This is a genomic window from Cypionkella sp. (genome assembly GCF_030652235.1).
In the GTDB taxonomy this organism is placed as follows: Bacteria; Pseudomonadota; Alphaproteobacteria; order Rhodobacterales; family Rhodobacteraceae; genus Cypionkella.
In genome coordinates, this window is sequence record NZ_JAUSBA010000068.1 from 1 (window position 1) to 15,700 (window position 15,700).

Genomic DNA, 15,700 nt, shown 5'->3' on the forward strand with positions numbered 1-15,700 from the left:
TGCCGCGGGGGCCGCGGTGACGGTGCGTGCGCCGGTGGGTGGTGACCTGTCGATGATGGGCTTTTCCTTGCGCACCGTCGAGGCCGCCATCACCACGGGCAACGCCCGGATGCTGGGCAGCACCATCACGATTGACGGTGCTATTGGTGGGGCGCTGACCGCGACCGGGGGCGAGATCACACTGAACGCGGCCGTTTCCGGCGATGCGCTGTTGCAGGGCGGCACCATTTCCTTTGGCCCCAAGGCGCGTGTTGCCGGCACGCTGACATACTCCGCCCCGGAACCTGTGACCATCCCGGCGGAGGTAATCCCGGCTGCGCGGGTGGTTTATGACAAGACCCCACCCATGATGGACCGGTTCGAGCATATGCGCGACTGGGGCGACGATTGGGCGGGCCGCGACATGCCAGCGTTGCCCTCCACTCTTGCACTCATATCGACGTTTTTGGTGACACTGGGGTTTCTGGTCTTGCTGGTCGGGGCGCTGCTGGCGCTGGCCCCGGAGCGGTGTGAGGCGTTGCGGCTGGCGGGAACACGGCGCCCTGCGCTGATGGTATTGCTTGGAGTTCTGGGTCTTGCCACCCTGTTGGGGCTGGTCCCTGTCGCGGTGATGACGGTGATCGGCCTGCCCTTCGTGCCGATCGTGCTGCTGGCCATTCTGGTGGTCTGGACGCTTGGCTATGTCTTTGGGGCCTATGTGGTGGCGCTACGCCTGTATCTTGCCTTTGGCAGGCGCGACGATCCGGGGCTGGGGTTGCGGATCGTACTGCTTGGCGGCGCGGTTATGGTGTTTTCCTCGCTGAACTTTGTGCCCGTGCTGGGCTGGATGTTGAACTTTCTTCTGGTGCTGTTTGGCATCGGGGCCCTGTCAACGGGTGTTCTGCGCGCACTTGTCGCGCGCCTGCCGCAAGAGCCTGGTGCCGTGGGGTGATGCAAGAGGTCGCGCTTGCGCGCCGCCAGTGGCTCAGGGCCTTGGCATGGGTGCCGCGAAACACGGCAGGACGGGCCAAGCCAGCCAGAGGCGTTCTGACCGCGTCTTGATAGCGATCAACGCGAGGCCGCCGCGTCTTTGCAAGGGTGCAGGCAACCTGCTTAGCGAGTCGCCTAGGAACCCCTAGTCATTATGAAAGGGGCGCACTGGCATACCGAAGGAAGTCATCATGAAAAGCCGATGCAAATCCGAACCTTGCCGCGCATCATGCTCCACTGAACCTTGTCAGGTTCTGGGCCCGTATCCGGAGACGGCGGTCGCCGCTTTGGCGGATCTTGGCCTGAGCGATCAGGAAATTGCGGGCTATTTCCGTGTTCAGCCTGATCAAATAACGCGGCTGCGGTTGAAGGATGTGCCAGAACTGCGGCTTGTCTACGGCAGTTTATGCCGCCACGACACTCGATCTTGATGGCAAGTGACACAGGGCGTCGGATTTGTTGTGGGTGCTGTCCCGCCGGGAAATGCCGATGGGCAGCGCTGGTACGGGTCAAATCGCGGCCCCAAATCACTGCAAGGGCGCGGAGCATCACAGAGAGGCAGGGGCGTTGTTCCCGGATCGGATTTTCTGGATGTGCAATCACGCCTGCGATGATGTCGCCTGCGGTCTTTGCGATGCAAGGATGGCGATCACCTCTGCATCCTCGACTTGTGGAAAATTGCGGTAATGCGCGCCGACGGCGTAGAACATCGTGGGAATGGCAAGGCAGATGATCTCATCCGCCAAGGGCTGCAGCGCCGCGACCGCCTGAGTCGACGCCACGGGAACGGCAAGCACGATCCGCTTTGGCGCCGCTCTGCGGATCGCCAGCAGGGCGGCCTTTGCTGTAGCCCCGGTCGCGATCCCGCCATCGACAAGGATCACAGTTTTGCCCACCAGATCAATCGGCGCGCGGTTTTTCAGCCACAGCGCGTGACGGCGGCGCAGCTCGGCGCGCTCGGCGTCGGCAAGTTGGTCAATGTCGCGCGCGTCCAGTCCCTCCGTCGCGGCCACGTCGGGGTTTGTCACCATCGTCTGGCCATCCGCCCCAGCGATGGCCCCGACGGCCAGTTCGCGATGATCTGGCACGCCGATCTTGCGGACCAGCATCAGGTCAAGCGGGGCATTCAACGCCTCGGCGGCCCGTGCGGCGACTGGAAGGCCACCACGCGGCAGGGCCAGAACTACGGGAGCCTGATTCCGCAGCGCAATCAAATGGCGGGCCAGTTCACGCCCAGCCTTGTCCCGATTGGCAAACATGCAAGCTCCTTTGCGTTTCAAGAACCCGTGGCGTGCAGATTTCACGCAGCCTAGGAAAAACGCATTGACCGCCATCACTGCCGACCGCCCAAATCACGGGTAAATTGGCATTTCTGAAATGGGGGGGCGATTATGGAAGACGCGGCAAGATAGCGTTGGGAGATGGTGAGCCGTCAGATCCTCTCGCGCGGCGTGCAAAGCGACAAGGTTCTGTCCGCGATGCGCCGGGTCCCGCGTCATGAATTCTTGCCAGAACATCTGAGTGCGAGCGCCTATGAAGACCGGCCGGTTCCCATCGCAGAGGGACTGACGCTCATGCAACCTTATCTCGTGGCTTACATGATCGAGGCGCTGTGCCTGAAGGGCGGCGAAAAGGTGCTGCAGATCGGGGCGGGCACAGGCTATGTCGCGGCGATTCTGGCGGCGATCGCGGGTCAGGTGTTCATTATCGAACGGGTGGGCCAACATGCCGAGACAGCCGCCGCCACCCTGATCGACATCGGATGCCGGAATTTCCACCTGCGCCACGACGATGGCACCCAAGGCTGGATCGAAGAGGCGCCGTTGATGCGATTCTGGTGTCCGGCGGCGCGCCTTTCGTGCCAGAAGAGCTGAAAAACCAGCTCGCCCCCGGTGGCCGCCTGGTGGTGCCGGTCGGCATTGATCCGCGCGCGCAGGAGCTAATCCGGGTCACGCGCCATGACAAGGGCTGGTTCGTGCAGGAAGATCTGGCCGACCTGCGCTTTGTGCCGCTGATCGGCAATCAGGGGTGGGAGGGCGAGCTGCCCGAACCCGACATCGGCTCGGCGCATATCCTGTCCGCCCCGGCAAAGACGCCCGACACCCTGCCGGGCCTGATCGCACGGCATGCCGAGGTTTTCCAAAGCGTCGACACCGCCGATCTGGCGCCGCTGGTGGACCGCATCGGTGATCGTCGCGTCGTGCTGATCGGCGACCCATCGTCCTCATCTTCGGTCTGCTCGGCCATGTCGCTGTAGTTGTATATCAGGCTGTGGATCGTGCGCGCTGACTGCCCCGTTTTCTTCGCGATCACCTTGGCCGCCCGCCCCGTTGGAGCGGCGAGCGCGAACGTCCGCCCTTAGGTAAGCAAGAACTCGGCCAAGCCGCCGGCAAGAAACGTCTTCCCCGTTCCCGCATATCCCTTAAGCAGGAACACCCGTTGGGTGTCGTCTGATAGAAAACCATCGAGCGCCGCGATGCAATTCTGTTGGTCAGTCGTGAGCTCCTCCTCGAACATATCCCGCAGCGACATCCGTGTCCGCGGCGGCCTGACCTGCGGGCTCGTGCAGGTCACCGTGCCAGTGGCAAGCACTTTGAATCCGGTCTCGCTCGCTCTTACTGGATCTACCTCGCACGGGGTCTCGCGAGATGACGTAGTCGGAGTTGGCGAGGAAAATTGCCGCGCGTTCCAATCAATATCGGGTCGTATATGGTGACAGAACCAAGCAGTAAGCGAACGAGCATCATCGACCAGATCGCGGGCTTCATCTGTCAATACTGGGCGTTTGATGTGTGCTGCGATGTTTCCCAGTTTCCGGATAGTGTGAAAAAGGCCTAGAATCCGCCTGTCCAGCAAATCTTCGTGCAGAAGCAGCTGCAAGCGAACGAAGTGCGTCTCATTGTTGTTCAGTGGCAAGCCATGATGCCGGAAGAGATGGCAGACCATGGCCTCCGCAAAGTTGCGCAGGCGGATCGTAGAGAAATCAGGGAGCTTGTCGGCATTCTGCTCTGCCTCGTCTGCTAGAGTGTGCAGGTCTGGCCAGAGAGGCAGCAGGACGCCAAAGCTTTCCGAAGTCAACGCGGCTGGATCGGCCGTCATTCCCATCTTGCCCCCTTGTACTGGCGCACTGCACCTTTTGCCGAAAGAGTTCCCAGGCTTCTGCGCAAGAATACCCTACAATTGCATGCCTTTGAAATCGGGCCAAAATAGGGGGTAAGCAAAACACTTCACCAACTTTCAAGACGCTACCCTTGGCCGAGGAGGAGAACAACCTTCGATTGACGCTGATAGGAAATTGACGGCGCGACGGCGGTCGCCATGGATGCGGCTTGTTTTGGTGAGCACTGGGGCTTGACCCAAGGACGAGGTGCAAACCTATGTTCATGTCTGGCAGCAAGCGATCAGCGGTAGCTTCGCAAAAGCAGCGTGATCAGGGCGGTCTCGTCACGAGCGCCGACATTCACAACGATGCAGATGAAGGCCGAAACAGTGTCCAAATCCTGTCCCCGCAACCAAAATATCTAACCTTTCCAAATGGTTAAAATCCGACAAAAACACTTGTGTATAGATGCGCGCGTTTCACCTCAACGCCACCTCAACGTTTGACGAGTCCACTTAAAAGCGGGGGCTTTTTGCATTTGGAGTCAGCGAACCGAACGTTGCTCGGCCACTATGGTGGCTTTCTGGCCGAGAAAATCGCTTGGTCAAGAAAAGTTTCTTCGCCAGACGCCTAGGCCCGTTCGATCATCCAGACTCGAAGGAACCGTCGGCATTGGACGGAGGACTGACAGCGCGCGATCACCAGAAAAAATCTTTGTCCACTATTGCATTTGAGCGATCTGGAATTGCTTGACCGACTCGACATCAGATACTCAGTTCAAACTGAAAGCGCTCTACCTCATCACCCATAGCGAGCACGTCGCCGCAAGGGACACTGACAGCCGAAATTCTGGCCCGTATTGCATTGATGAACAGCCTCTGGACGATCGGAATAGGAGCGATCGTACGAATAGCCCGAGACTGTCGGCAAATGGGGTGGCTATGCCTTCGGCTAAAATTACGCAACACCGCCCACTGACATTGAGCTTTGGGTAGTTCTTCATTGGATTGTAAAACTGCGCACTGCGTTGATAAAGCTATCGCTTGCCAAAATTTAAAGGCAGAGAATGCCCGAATTTTCTGGCCTTCGTGTCGAGATAGTGTTCGTTGAACGGGTTGGGTGAAGTGATCAACGGTTCGACTTGGGTAACTGTGATCTGATAGCGTTGAAGGCTGGCGGTTTTTTCGGGGTTATTGGTCAAAAGCCGAACCCGGTTGTGGCCCAAGGCACGCAGGATCTGGGCGGCATGGCCAAAGTCTCGCGCATCTTCAGGAAGGCCTAAGGCGCGGTTGGCGTCCACCGTATCCAGGCCTTTGTCTTGCAGCGCATAGGCCCGCATCTTGTTGGCCAATCCGATGCCGCGCCCCTCATGTCCCCGCAGATAAACCAAAATTCCACCCGGCGAAGCTGAAAGCCGCCGCATGCTTTCGTGTAGTTGTGGGCCGCAATCGCAGCGAAGTGATCCAAGCGCGTCGCCGGTCAGACATTCCGAATGTATCCTGACCAATGGGTCGCCGGCGATTTCGCCGGGGGAAACCAGTGCCAGATGTTCCACCCCGTCAAAGTGGCTTCGAAAAGAAAATGCGCGAAACGGATGGACAGAATGTGCCGTCGGCAGATCAGCCACCGCCACAAGGTCAAGTTCGGCCTCGATGGTGCGCCGATACAGGGTCAGGGCCTGTATCGTCACGGCCGGAAGGCTGTAGCGTTCGGCAAAGGCCGGAGTATCCTGCGGTTGCAAGGCCCGCAGCAAGGCTTGCGGTTGCAGGCCCGACAATCGGGCAAGGTCAACCGCCGCCTCCAACGTGCCCTTATGGTCCAACACTCCACCTTCGCGAACTGAAATCTCCTGACATATCGGCAGATGGGCATTTCTGACAAGGCGGTCGAGCTGAGACGTCGTCAGGCCCAAGAAAAAGTCGCCGATGCCTGCACTTTTCATTAATGCTACTTCGGTGACGGCAGCCAACTCTGAGGCCACGATCAAATGACCCTTCCCGACATCGTCGAGCAGCAGAACGATGCCACCGCGACGAAAATGCTCAAGGGCTAGCGGGACGGTTGGCATAGGCGCTCCACGTATTTTGCAGGAACGTCGGCTTCGACATTGACAAGATCACCCACCCGACGCGTCTGCAGATTGGTATGCGCCCAAGTGTGCGGGATGATCGTCAGGCCAACTCTGCAGTCGCCCGACGGCATGTCCTGCACGCGGTTCAGGGTAAGGCTGATGCCGTCAAGCGTGATGGACCCCTTTTCGACGCAGTAGCGGGCGATGCTGTGCGGCAGGGTCAGGTCGATCAGATAGGCCCCGGCCTCGGGCAGGATGGACTCAAGCAGTGCAAGGCCATCAACATGGCCCTGCACGATATGGCCTGACAATCGTGTCGCCATCGACACAGCACGTTCCAGATTGACCCTGCTGCCCGCCTGCAATGCCCCAAGATTGGTGCGCTGCAAGGTTTCCGGGCTTGCAAAGAACTGCGCCCGCCCGGCGGCATCATAGGTCACCACGGTCAGGCAAATGCCGTTGATGGCCACGCTCTCCCCCAAGGCCAGATCGCTGAAGCCCGTGGCAACATCCAACTTGATGCTGCCGTCCGAAAAATGGGTGGCCTTGATCGTGCCAAGGGATTCGATGATGCCAGAGAACATGGCAGCCTCCTGTTTGCTCTTGCGGGAATGGTTTGATGCGAGTGCCCAGAGACATAGGGCTTGGGCGCGCGTGTTAGAGGCGCGAGTTTCAGACCTGCGCCTTACAGTATCAGATCCGCCACCATGCGAACGGCGTTCGCCGCTTCGGCTCCCTTCTTCAAGAAGTGGTCATGGTAAAAGTCGTGGTGGATTGCGGACTCGTGGAAGTGATGCGGTGTCAGGCTGACCGAAAAGGTCGGAACCCCGGTCGCCATCTGAGCATCCATCAGCCCGGCTACAACGGCTTGTGCCACAAAATCATGGCGGTAAATCCCGCCATCCACCACCAGAGCGGCGGCCACGACGGCATCGAACTGCCCGGACTCTGCCAGTCTTTTGGCAAGAAGCGGCATCTCGAAAGCGCCCGGAACGTCATATGTTGAAATTGCAACCTTGCGGCCCGCGGCGGCCATATCGGCCTCGAACCCCTTCAGCGTCTGATCGACGATGTCGGCGTGCCAGCGGGCCTTGATGAAGGCAATTCTCAGTGGATTGGTCATGGCGCAAATCTCCCTCCCTGTGCGTTTGTGCCAAGGAGGATCATCACATTCGCCCCCTGTCAGGTGTCAGTTAAGTTCAGCACGCGGCGGCGGTATACTGTCTCTTGTGCAACAGGGGGGGATGGCACAAACTGACGCCTTGTGGAACAATCAGATAGACCTCTCGTGCTCACGTCGTGCTCACGCTGACGCGGTGGGTTAGCCGACTGTCACGCCAAAACAGTCAAACAGGGTTTGCTCGGTGATAAAGGCCGCCTTGGCATCACAAAAGAAGCTGACGACATTCGCGACAACGGGTTGCATTTGTCGAATTCGCGTAGCCAGTTCCAGCGCCCAGGTGCGTGCCGTGGATAGCAGCGCCCCCATTGATGCGCTGTAAATGTTTTGCCCACAGTCACGTGGCTAGTAGTCATGATAATGCGCCCGCCGCCAAGTTTGCGAATGCCCGGCACAAGGGCCTTTGCCACCATCAGGGCGGTGCGGGTGTTCAGGTGCATAACCGCGTCGAAATCGTCCATGTAGATTACGCCAATCCATCATCTGCAAGCCGCCGACTGATGCCCTGGCCGATGTTGCAAGCCCAGCCCGTCACTACAGCCCATTGGTCGCGCATGTCCTGTCCCTTGCGATGGGTCGTCCCCGGCCCCTGAGCCCGTTACTGGCTGGCCGCTTTGATCATTCCGCGTGCAATGACGAGTTGCTGGATTTGCGTAGTGCCTTCGTAGATCCGGAATAGTCGAACATCGCGGTAAAAACGCTCAACCCCGTAATCGGTAATGTAACCTGCGCCGCCGTGGATCTGCACGGCACGGTCAGCGACACGGCCGACCATTTCAGAGGCATACATCTTGCAGCACGCCGCTTCTGTCGACACGTTCTGACTGGCATCCTTGCGACGCGCGGTTTCTTCAATCATGCAGCGGGCGGCAAAAGCCTCGGTGCGGCTGTCGGCCAGCATGGCCTGAATCAACTGCTTTTCGGCGATGGGTTCGCCGAATTGCTTGCGGTCCATCGCATAGCGCAGGCTGTCGCTGATCAGGCGTTCAGCCGCCCCAGTGCAGACCGCCGAGATGTGCAATCGCCCCCGGTCCAGCACTTTCATCGCGGTCTTGAAGCCCATCCCCAGACGGGCAGGGCCGCCAATGATGGCATTTTCTGGCACACGGCAGTCTTCAAGGATCACATCGCAGGTGTGCGATCCTTTTTGCCCCATCTTGCGGTCAATCGGGCCCAGCGACAGACCCGGTGTATTCGCCTCGACCAGAAATGCTGTGACACCTGCCGAGTTTTTCGACATGGGGTCGGTACGCGCAAAAACAGTGAACAGGCCAGCGCGCGGCGCATTGGTGATATAGCGTTTGGTGCCATTCAGGATGTAATGATCGCCATCCTTGCGGGCCGAGGTGCGCAAAGACCCAGCGTCAGACCCAGCTTCGGGTTCGGTCAGCGCGAAGGACGCGATCAACTCTCCGGTTGCCAATAAGGGCAGGTAGGCCGTTTTTTGCTCCGACGTGCCGTCAATGACGATGCCTTGCGACCCGATGCCGTTGTTGGTGCCCACCAAAGACCGGAACGCAGGCGAGGTTTGGCCCAGTACGAACGCCGCCTGTACTTCTTCGGCCATGGTCAGGCCAATGCCGCCAAACTCTTCCGGGATCGATAGGCCAAACAGCCCCATGTCACGGATTTCCTGCACCAAAGCGGGCGGGATCGCATCATCTTCGGCCACACGGTCTTCGTTTGGGATCAAACGCTCTTTGACAAAGCGGTCAAGCATATCAAGAAACTGCACCAGCGTTTCGGCATCTAGGCTCATGTGCGCCATCCTTAGCAAATGTTCCCTTTTGCCTTAACAGGTGCGCAGGCCTGCGGAAATTGAACGAATGCTCCACACCCTGCGCCCACCCCCGTCGCAGAAGAGACAGTTGTTCCGGGTGGTCGCCATGCCGCTAATTCCCTTAACGCAGCCCGCCACGCGCTGCGCGAAATGAACTCTAGCGAGGAGGGACCCAAAATGAAGGCTTTGCGTTTTCACGCCGCCAAGGATCTGCGGATCGAGGATATTCCGCGGCCGACTGATCCGGCCAATGATGAAGTCGTGATCAAGAACCGCTTTGCGGGCATCTGCGGCACCGACTTGCACGAATACGCATATGGCCCGATTTTCGTGCCGAAAGATGCGGCAACCGGTGCTGCAACTCCGCAAGTTCTGGGCCATGAATACGGTGGCACCGTCACCATGGTTGGCAAGAACGTCACCCATGTAAAGGTTGGCGACAGGGTTTCGGTTCAGCCCTTTATCACGCCGCGCGGTGGCGACTATTTCACCGATCTGGGGCATTTCAACCTGTCGGACAATCTGCAGATCGCGGGTCTAAGCTGGATCGGTGGCGGTATGGCGTCGGAAAGCCTGCTCAAGGGCTTCAACGTCTACAAAGTGCCCGACAACATGACGGATGAGGACGCAGCATTGGTCGAGCCGACCGCTGTGGCGGTTTATGGCGTCGATCGGGGCGGTGTGAAGGCAGGGGATTCGGTGCTTGTCACTGGCGCTGGTCCGATTGGCTTGCTGACGCTGTTGGCCGCGCGCGCTGCCGGGGCTGTGCAGTTGTTCGTATCTGACCCCAATGCCACCCGTCTGCGCATTGCCAAGGACATCATCCCTGACGTCGTTACCATCAACCCGCGTGAGCAGAATGTCGGCGACGTGATCCGCGCTGCGACCGAGGGCAATGTCGGTTGCGACGTTGCATTGGAATGCGTCGGCAATACGCTGGCACTACAGGCCTGCATCGATGCGGTGCGCAAGCGCGGTACGGTTGTGCAGATCGGTCTGCACGCGGGCGAAGCGCCAGTGAACTGGTTCAACGTTGTTTACAAAGACATCGATATCCGCGGGTCCTGGGCCTACACCGCGCAAATGTGGCCACGCGTGATGCGGCTTTTGGCATCGGGCCAAATTCCAGCACGCAAGGTTGTGACCAAGACCGTGATGCTGGACACCGTGATCAAGGAAGGCTTTGACGTGCTGCTTGATCCCGCTGGTACGCAGCTTAAGATCCTGATCGACCTTGGCGACTGAGAGACTGGCCGAAGCTGCCTTAGGCCCTGTTAGCAGTCTGGAAAGCCAAGGCATCCCTGCGGTGTCTTGGCTCTTTCATTTCTGGAGTTTTGCATAAAAAAATACCCGCAGCCGAACCGACTGCGGGCAGGCACAGGCCTGATGGGGAGCCTTCAGGCCCGTTCAAGAAGCAATGCAACACCTTGGCCGACGCCGACGCACATCGACACCACGGCGCGGCGGGCAGTGCCCAAAGACAGCTGTAGCGCCGCACTGCCGGTGATACGCGCGCCCGACATACCCAACGGATGACCCAGCGCGATGGCCCCGCCATTGGGGTTCACGCGGGGATCATCGGCGGCGATGTTCAGACCCTGAAGGCACGCAAGAACCTGCGCGGCAAAGGCCTCGTTCAATTCAAAAAGGTCGATGTCCGCGGTGGTAAGCCCTGCCTGCGCCAGCAATTTTTCAACGGCGGGCACTGGTCCATAGCCCATGATGCGCGGTGCAACCCCCGCCGAGGCACCCCCTACCACCCGCGCAAGCGGGCGCAGACCGTGGCGGGCAACAGCCGCTTCGGACGCAAGGATCAGCGCGGCAGACCCGTCATTCACACCCGAGGCATTGCCTGCCGTGACAGACCCATCCGCCCGCGCAATGGGGCGGAGCCGGGTCAGATCGGCCAAGGTGGTTTCTGGGCGCGGGTGTTCGTCTGTAATGATCAGCACCTCTTTGCCTTTACCCGCAGGCACAGACAAGCCCATGATTTCCCGCGCAAATCGTCCTGAAGCCATGGCGGCCTCGGCCTTGTGCTGCGATCCAAGGGCAAAGATGTCTTGCGTCTCGCGCGTGATATTCATCTCATCCGCTAGGTTCTGGGCTGTTTCCGGCATCGAATCTGTACCATGCATCGCCTGCATGCGCGGATTGACGAAACGCCAGCCGATGGTGGTATCCTCCATCGCCACAGTGCGCGCAAAGGCGCTTTCCGATTTCAGTAAGACAAAGGGCGCGCGGCTCATGCTTTCGACGCCGCCTGCGATGGCGAGTTCCATCTCGCCCGACTTGATGGCGCGCAGGGCGGAAATCACCGCTTCCATCCCCGACGCACAAAGTCGGTTGACCGTAACACCCGGAACGCTGACCGGCAGGCCCGCCAACAGCGCAGCCATTCGCGCCACGTTGCGGTTATCCTCGCCCGCCTGATTGGCGCAACCCATCCAGACTTCCTCAATGGCCGCAGGGTCCATACTGGAATTGCGCCGTAACAACTCTGCCAATGGCAGGGCAGCCAGATCGTCGGGGCGCAGTTTTGAAAGACTGCCGCCATGGCGACCGATAGGGGTGCGGATGAAGTCGCAAAGGAAAACGTGGGTCATACGGGGCCTCCAATATGGTTCAGGCTGTCAAAACTGCGACCATCCAGCACCAACTGGCGCAACAAGGCGGGCACGGACCACGACAAAGGATCAACCTCAGCCAGGGCGGTTATCTGCGACAGAACGACGGCAGGCGTCAGTTGATCGGCGAAATGCATCAATCCCCCACGCCAACGTGGAAATCCGTAGCCGTGGATCATGACCAGATCGATGTCTTGCGGGCGCTCAGCTATGCCTTCCTCAAGGATGCGAATCGCCTCCATGATCATGGCAAGAACGGCGCTTTGGGCGATTTCTTCGCGTGATTTGACAACCCGCGTGACCTTTGCGGCATCACTGGCGCGCAGAATCGCGTGGGTCACTACGTCGGATTCGACGGGCTTACCCGAGGCGTCATAGTCATACCAACCCGCCCCGGTTTTGCGCCCCAGCCGCTTCAGATCTTCGACCAGATGATCGGCAATCGTGACATAGCGGATGTCGGTGCGGTCTTTCAGGTTCTGTCGTTTGCGGTTGGCATAGGCGATGTCGAGGCCCGACAAATCCTGCGCTTCATATGGCCCCATCGCCATGCCAAAGCCGCGCATGGCGTCGTCAATGCCCTTGGGACAAGACCCTTCCAGCATCAGCACATCCACAACCTGCCGGTAGCGCGACAGAATGCGGTTGCCAATGAATCCGTCACAGACGCCCGAAATGACAGGCATTTTTCCCAACTGCTTGGCCAGCGCAAAGGCCTGTCCCAAGGTTGTATCCGATGTCTGCGACCCCCGCACGATTTCCAGCAATTTCATCACATGGGCGGGCGCAAAGAAATGCAGGCCAAGGAAGCGGCCCGGCGTGATGATGCCTTCGGCCAGCACATTCACATCAAGATATGAGGTGTTGGTGGCAAGGATCGTGCTTTGCGGCAAAGCTGCCTGCAGTGCTGTGAAGATCACCTGCTTGACCTCAAGGCTTTCAAAAGCCGCCTCAATCGCCAGATCGACTCGGGGCAGATTTTCATAACCTGCGCCAAAGGTCAGACGGGCGCGGAAGGCAGTGACCTCCGAAATGCTACCCCGTTCAACCCCGTGGTTGATCAGTTTGCCAACATTAGCCTCAGCACGCGCTTGGCCTGCGGCGTCGGTTTCGACCAGATGAACGGATAGTCCAGCTAGAGCGAAGGCATAGGCAATGGCTGCTCCCATGGTGCCACCACCGACAACGATCGTGGATTCGATCCTTTTTGCGGGTGCCGGGAACGCTTTGCCCTGCGACTGCGCCGCGCGTTCGGCGAAGAACACATGACGCAGCGCGCGGGCTTGCGCCGATTGGCGCAGGCCAATAAAGGCCGCGCGTTCACGGACAAGGGCACTATCCAAGGCTTCAGCGGCGCTTGCTGCCACAAGGTCAATCGCGATATGCGGGGCGTCCTGACCGGTTGCCCGGCGGTTTGCCAGCGCATGGGCTGCGTCAATCGCGGGTTTGTCCGACGTGGGTGCCGGGCGGTGATCGGCAGCAATTGCGCGGCGCAAAACATCGGCATCAATGCCAAGCGCGACAGACATCGGATCGTCTGCAAGCGTATCAACAAGGCCCAGCTTTTGTGCCTCTTTGGCGGTGATCGTGCGCCCTTGGCCGATCATATCGACAGCCTCCGCCACCCCGATAACCCGCGGCAGGCGCTGAGTGCCGCCGGCTCCGGGGACGATGCCCAGTGTGACTTCGGGCAAACCCAAAGTGGCATCAGGCGACGCAATGCGGATGCGGCAGGCAAGAGCAATTTCCAGCCCGCCCCCCAAGGCAGGCCCCGAGATCACAGCGATGGTCGGAAACGGCAGATCAATCAGTTCTGCCAAAACGTCATTCAACTGCGGCGACAGCGGCGGGCCTTCGAATTCCTTCGCGTCAGACCCCGCAACAAACGCCAGGCCCGCGCCTTTCAGGATCAACCGTTCAGGGCGTTCGGCACGTGCCCGCGTGATGGCCGCCTGCAACCCCGCCCGCATCGCCTGACCAAAGATGTTCAGTGGCGGATTGTCAAATGTGATGACGGCAACTTCATTCTGACGTTCGTAAATCACGGGCATGTCTGTTCCTCGACGTGACGGGCGAAAGGCGGCCGCGTGTCATGCAATCGGCCAGCGAGAGGGCAGGTTTCTGCCTGCTTCTCTGTGCGACTGCAGGGGCGTCAATCGCAACTGTCAATTCTGAGACAGAGAGGTGCGCGCCAACCAACGCATCTTGGTCAGTATCCTTCCTCTAAGTAATTGAAAACTATGGGAGCAGAAGAGCTGCGTCTAGAGCCTTGAATTTAGAAGATTTGAACGAGGAGGATCGTCCACATGTCGGCACAAGAATTGGGCCATCGACCAATCGGCGAGGCGTTCCGTGCCAGCATGCGGTTGGTCGCATCGTCGGTGTCGTTGGTCACGGCCCGCGATAGCGCGGGTGTCTGGCACGGTATGGCGGTGACAAGTGCAGGGTCATTGTCGATGGACCCGCCGTCGATGATGGTCGCTGTCAACCAGACCGCTTCGATTTATCCGGTGATCCTTGAGACGGGGCATTTTACCCTGAACCTGATGGACGAGGCCCATGCGAATTTGCTGGAGCCGTTCGCGCGCAGTGACATGCGGGACCGGCGCTTTGTCGAGGATGACTGGACCCAAGTTGGGCCGGGTGGCCCGGTGTTGAAGGGCGCTTTGTGCAGCCATGTCTGCCGCGTTGCCCAAACCCATGATTTTGGAACTCACACCGTGTTTTTCGGCGCGGTCGATGCGGTGTTCCTGCCCGACGACATCCCGCCTGCGCCTGCCCCCATTCTTTGGCTGAACGGCAAACGGGGCTCGGTTGCCTGAGCCGTACTATCACTGACTTCGGAACCTTCCAACGCCAGAAATCACCGCTCCGGGAGGAGCAAATTAAACTGGGAGGACTACAATGGAAATCGGTCTGTTCCATATGCCGCTGCACCCGACACACCGGCCACTGGTCGATGTGCTTGCAGAAAATGCCGAAAAGATCATCTACGCCGATCAGTTGGGTTTTTCGGAAACCTGGATCGGTGAGCATTATTCGGCCACGACCGAACCGATAACTGCGCCAATGATGTTCATGGCGTCCTTGATAAATCAGACCAAGAACATCCGTTTTGGTACGGGAGTGCTTTGCCTGCCAAACCACCACCCGGCACAGATTGCAGGGCAAGCAGCCTTGTTTGACCACATGTCCGGAGGTCGCTTTAATATGGGGATCGGGCCGGGTGGCCTTGCGTCCGACATGGAACTGTTTGACGTGCTGGATGGCACTGTCCGCGCCGAGAAATTTGCGGAATAAATCAGCATTATCAAGCAGATCTGGGCGCAGGATCCCCCTTATGACATCAAAGGCAAGCATTGGCACATCAAGCTGACGGATAATATCATACCGGAACTTGGCGTCGGTTACATGCAAAAGCCGTTCCAAAAGCCCACTCCGCCGATCTCGCTTTCGTCGATGTCGCCTGATGGCAACTCGGTCGCTCATGCGATCAAGATGGGTTGGAAGCCGATCACCGCAAACTTTGCGCCGGAAAGCACTGTCATCAACCACTGGCACAAGTATGTCGAAGGCTGCGACGCGATGGGGATCAAGCCTACCGGCAAAGAATGGTCGGTTGCCCGTAACATCCTGATCGCTGACAGCGATGCGCAGGCCGAAGATTGGTTGCTGGATCCGGCTGGTTCGGATTTCTACTACTTCGACTACCTGTGGAAAGTGCTGAAAGTGGCGAATTATACCGCCGTGGCCAAGCCTGACATCACGATGGCCGACGAAGACGTCACCGTCGAGTCGATCGTCAAGGCCTCGGTCATCTATGGCTCGCGCAAGACCGTTATCGACAAGATCATGGCACTGCGCGAGCGTTCGGGCCCGTGGAATATGCTGCTTTAGACCGCCATGGACGGTTCGGGCAAAAGCCGCGAGCGCGAGCGTCTGACGATGCGCCGTCTGGCCGAAGACGTTCTGCCGG

Annotated in this window: 13 protein-coding genes and 2 pseudogenes; 5 read left to right on the forward strand and 10 right to left on the reverse strand. The window is 59.2% G+C overall.

Annotated features, from left to right (window positions below; translation table 11 throughout):
- Window positions 1-931 (forward strand): hypothetical protein (locus Q7V03_RS21580; protein ID WP_304927643.1); only part of this gene is annotated, 931 nt, incomplete at its 5' end.
- A gap of 637 nt (window positions 932-1,568) precedes the next feature.
- Here the strand turns inward: Q7V03_RS21580 and Q7V03_RS21585 are convergent.
- A complete protein-coding gene (locus Q7V03_RS21585; RefSeq protein WP_304927644.1) occupies window positions 1,569-2,228 on the reverse strand; it encodes a phosphoribosyltransferase in 660 nt (219 codons plus the stop codon).
- Between the two features lie 219 nt (window positions 2,229-2,447).
- Between Q7V03_RS21585 and Q7V03_RS23970 the strand changes: the two are divergent.
- Window positions 2,448-2,935, forward strand: a pseudogene (locus tag Q7V03_RS23970) (protein-L-isoaspartate O-methyltransferase); the annotation flags it as partial.
- A gap of 56 nt (window positions 2,936-2,991) precedes the next feature.
- Here the strand turns inward: Q7V03_RS23970 and Q7V03_RS23975 are convergent.
- The 7 genes from Q7V03_RS23975 to Q7V03_RS21620 form a co-directional block, all read right to left on the reverse strand.
- On the reverse strand, window positions 2,992-3,282 hold the full coding sequence (locus Q7V03_RS23975; RefSeq protein WP_370651187.1) for a hypothetical protein: 291 nt from the start codon (window positions 3,280-3,282) through the stop codon (window positions 2,992-2,994).
- Between the two features lie 45 nt (window positions 3,283-3,327).
- On the reverse strand, window positions 3,328-4,074 hold the full coding sequence (locus Q7V03_RS21595) for a DUF4145 domain-containing protein (RefSeq protein ID WP_304927645.1): 747 nt from the start codon (window positions 4,072-4,074) through the stop codon (window positions 3,328-3,330).
- A 1,031-nt stretch (window positions 4,075-5,105) separates the two neighbouring features.
- The gene (gene ribA / locus Q7V03_RS21600; protein ID WP_304927646.1) at window positions 5,106-6,137 is read right to left on the reverse strand and encodes a GTP cyclohydrolase II; all 1,032 of its coding nucleotides are present in this window, start codon (window positions 6,135-6,137) and stop codon (window positions 5,106-5,108) included.
- Window positions 6,119-6,724: a riboflavin synthase gene (locus Q7V03_RS21605; RefSeq protein WP_304927647.1), complete on the reverse strand. Its 606-nt coding sequence runs from the start codon at window positions 6,722-6,724 to the stop codon at window positions 6,119-6,121. The genes ribA and Q7V03_RS21605 overlap by 19 nt, the downstream gene beginning before the upstream one ends.
- Window positions 6,725-6,825: 101 nt before the next feature.
- Window positions 6,826-7,263 (reverse strand): 6,7-dimethyl-8-ribityllumazine synthase, encoded by a 438-nt coding sequence (locus Q7V03_RS21610; protein ID WP_304927648.1) that lies wholly within the window; start codon window positions 7,261-7,263, stop codon window positions 6,826-6,828.
- Between the two features lie 209 nt (window positions 7,264-7,472).
- Window positions 7,473-7,781 (reverse strand): hypothetical protein, encoded by a 309-nt coding sequence (locus tag Q7V03_RS21615; RefSeq protein WP_304927649.1) that lies wholly within the window; start codon window positions 7,779-7,781, stop codon window positions 7,473-7,475.
- Window positions 7,782-7,918: 137 nt separating this feature from the next.
- The gene (locus Q7V03_RS21620; RefSeq protein WP_304927650.1) at window positions 7,919-9,079 is read right to left on the reverse strand and encodes an acyl-CoA dehydrogenase family protein; all 1,161 of its coding nucleotides are present in this window, start codon (window positions 9,077-9,079) and stop codon (window positions 7,919-7,921) included.
- Window positions 9,080-9,277: 198 nt separating this feature from the next.
- Between Q7V03_RS21620 and Q7V03_RS21625 the strand changes: the two genes are divergently transcribed.
- Window positions 9,278-10,345 carry a 2,3-butanediol dehydrogenase gene (locus Q7V03_RS21625; RefSeq protein ID WP_304927651.1) on the forward strand — a complete coding sequence of 356 codons (1,068 nt, stop codon included), beginning with the start codon at window positions 9,278-9,280 and terminating at the stop codon, window positions 10,343-10,345.
- A gap of 152 nt (window positions 10,346-10,497) precedes the next feature.
- Here Q7V03_RS21625 and pcaF read toward each other — a convergent pair whose 3' ends face one another.
- Window positions 10,498-11,703 carry a 3-oxoadipyl-CoA thiolase gene (gene pcaF, locus Q7V03_RS21630; RefSeq protein WP_304927652.1) on the reverse strand — a complete coding sequence of 402 codons (1,206 nt, stop codon included), beginning with the start codon at window positions 11,701-11,703 and terminating at the stop codon, window positions 10,498-10,500.
- On the reverse strand, window positions 11,700-13,775 hold the full coding sequence (locus Q7V03_RS21635; RefSeq protein ID WP_304927653.1) for an FAD-dependent oxidoreductase: 2,076 nt from the start codon (window positions 13,773-13,775) through the stop codon (window positions 11,700-11,702). Before Q7V03_RS21635 ends, pcaF begins: the two co-directional genes overlap by 4 nt.
- Window positions 13,776-14,030: 255 nt before the next feature.
- Between Q7V03_RS21635 and Q7V03_RS21640 the strand changes: the two genes are divergently transcribed.
- Together Q7V03_RS21640 and Q7V03_RS21645 are read left to right on the forward strand one after the other, a co-directional pair.
- Window positions 14,031-14,546: a flavin reductase family protein gene (locus Q7V03_RS21640; protein ID WP_304927654.1), complete on the forward strand. Its 516-nt coding sequence runs from the start codon at window positions 14,031-14,033 to the stop codon at window positions 14,544-14,546.
- Between the two features lie 82 nt (window positions 14,547-14,628).
- A pseudogene (locus Q7V03_RS21645) lies at window positions 14,629-15,621 on the forward strand (LLM class flavin-dependent oxidoreductase).
- Window positions 15,622-15,700: the final 79 nt, after the last annotated feature.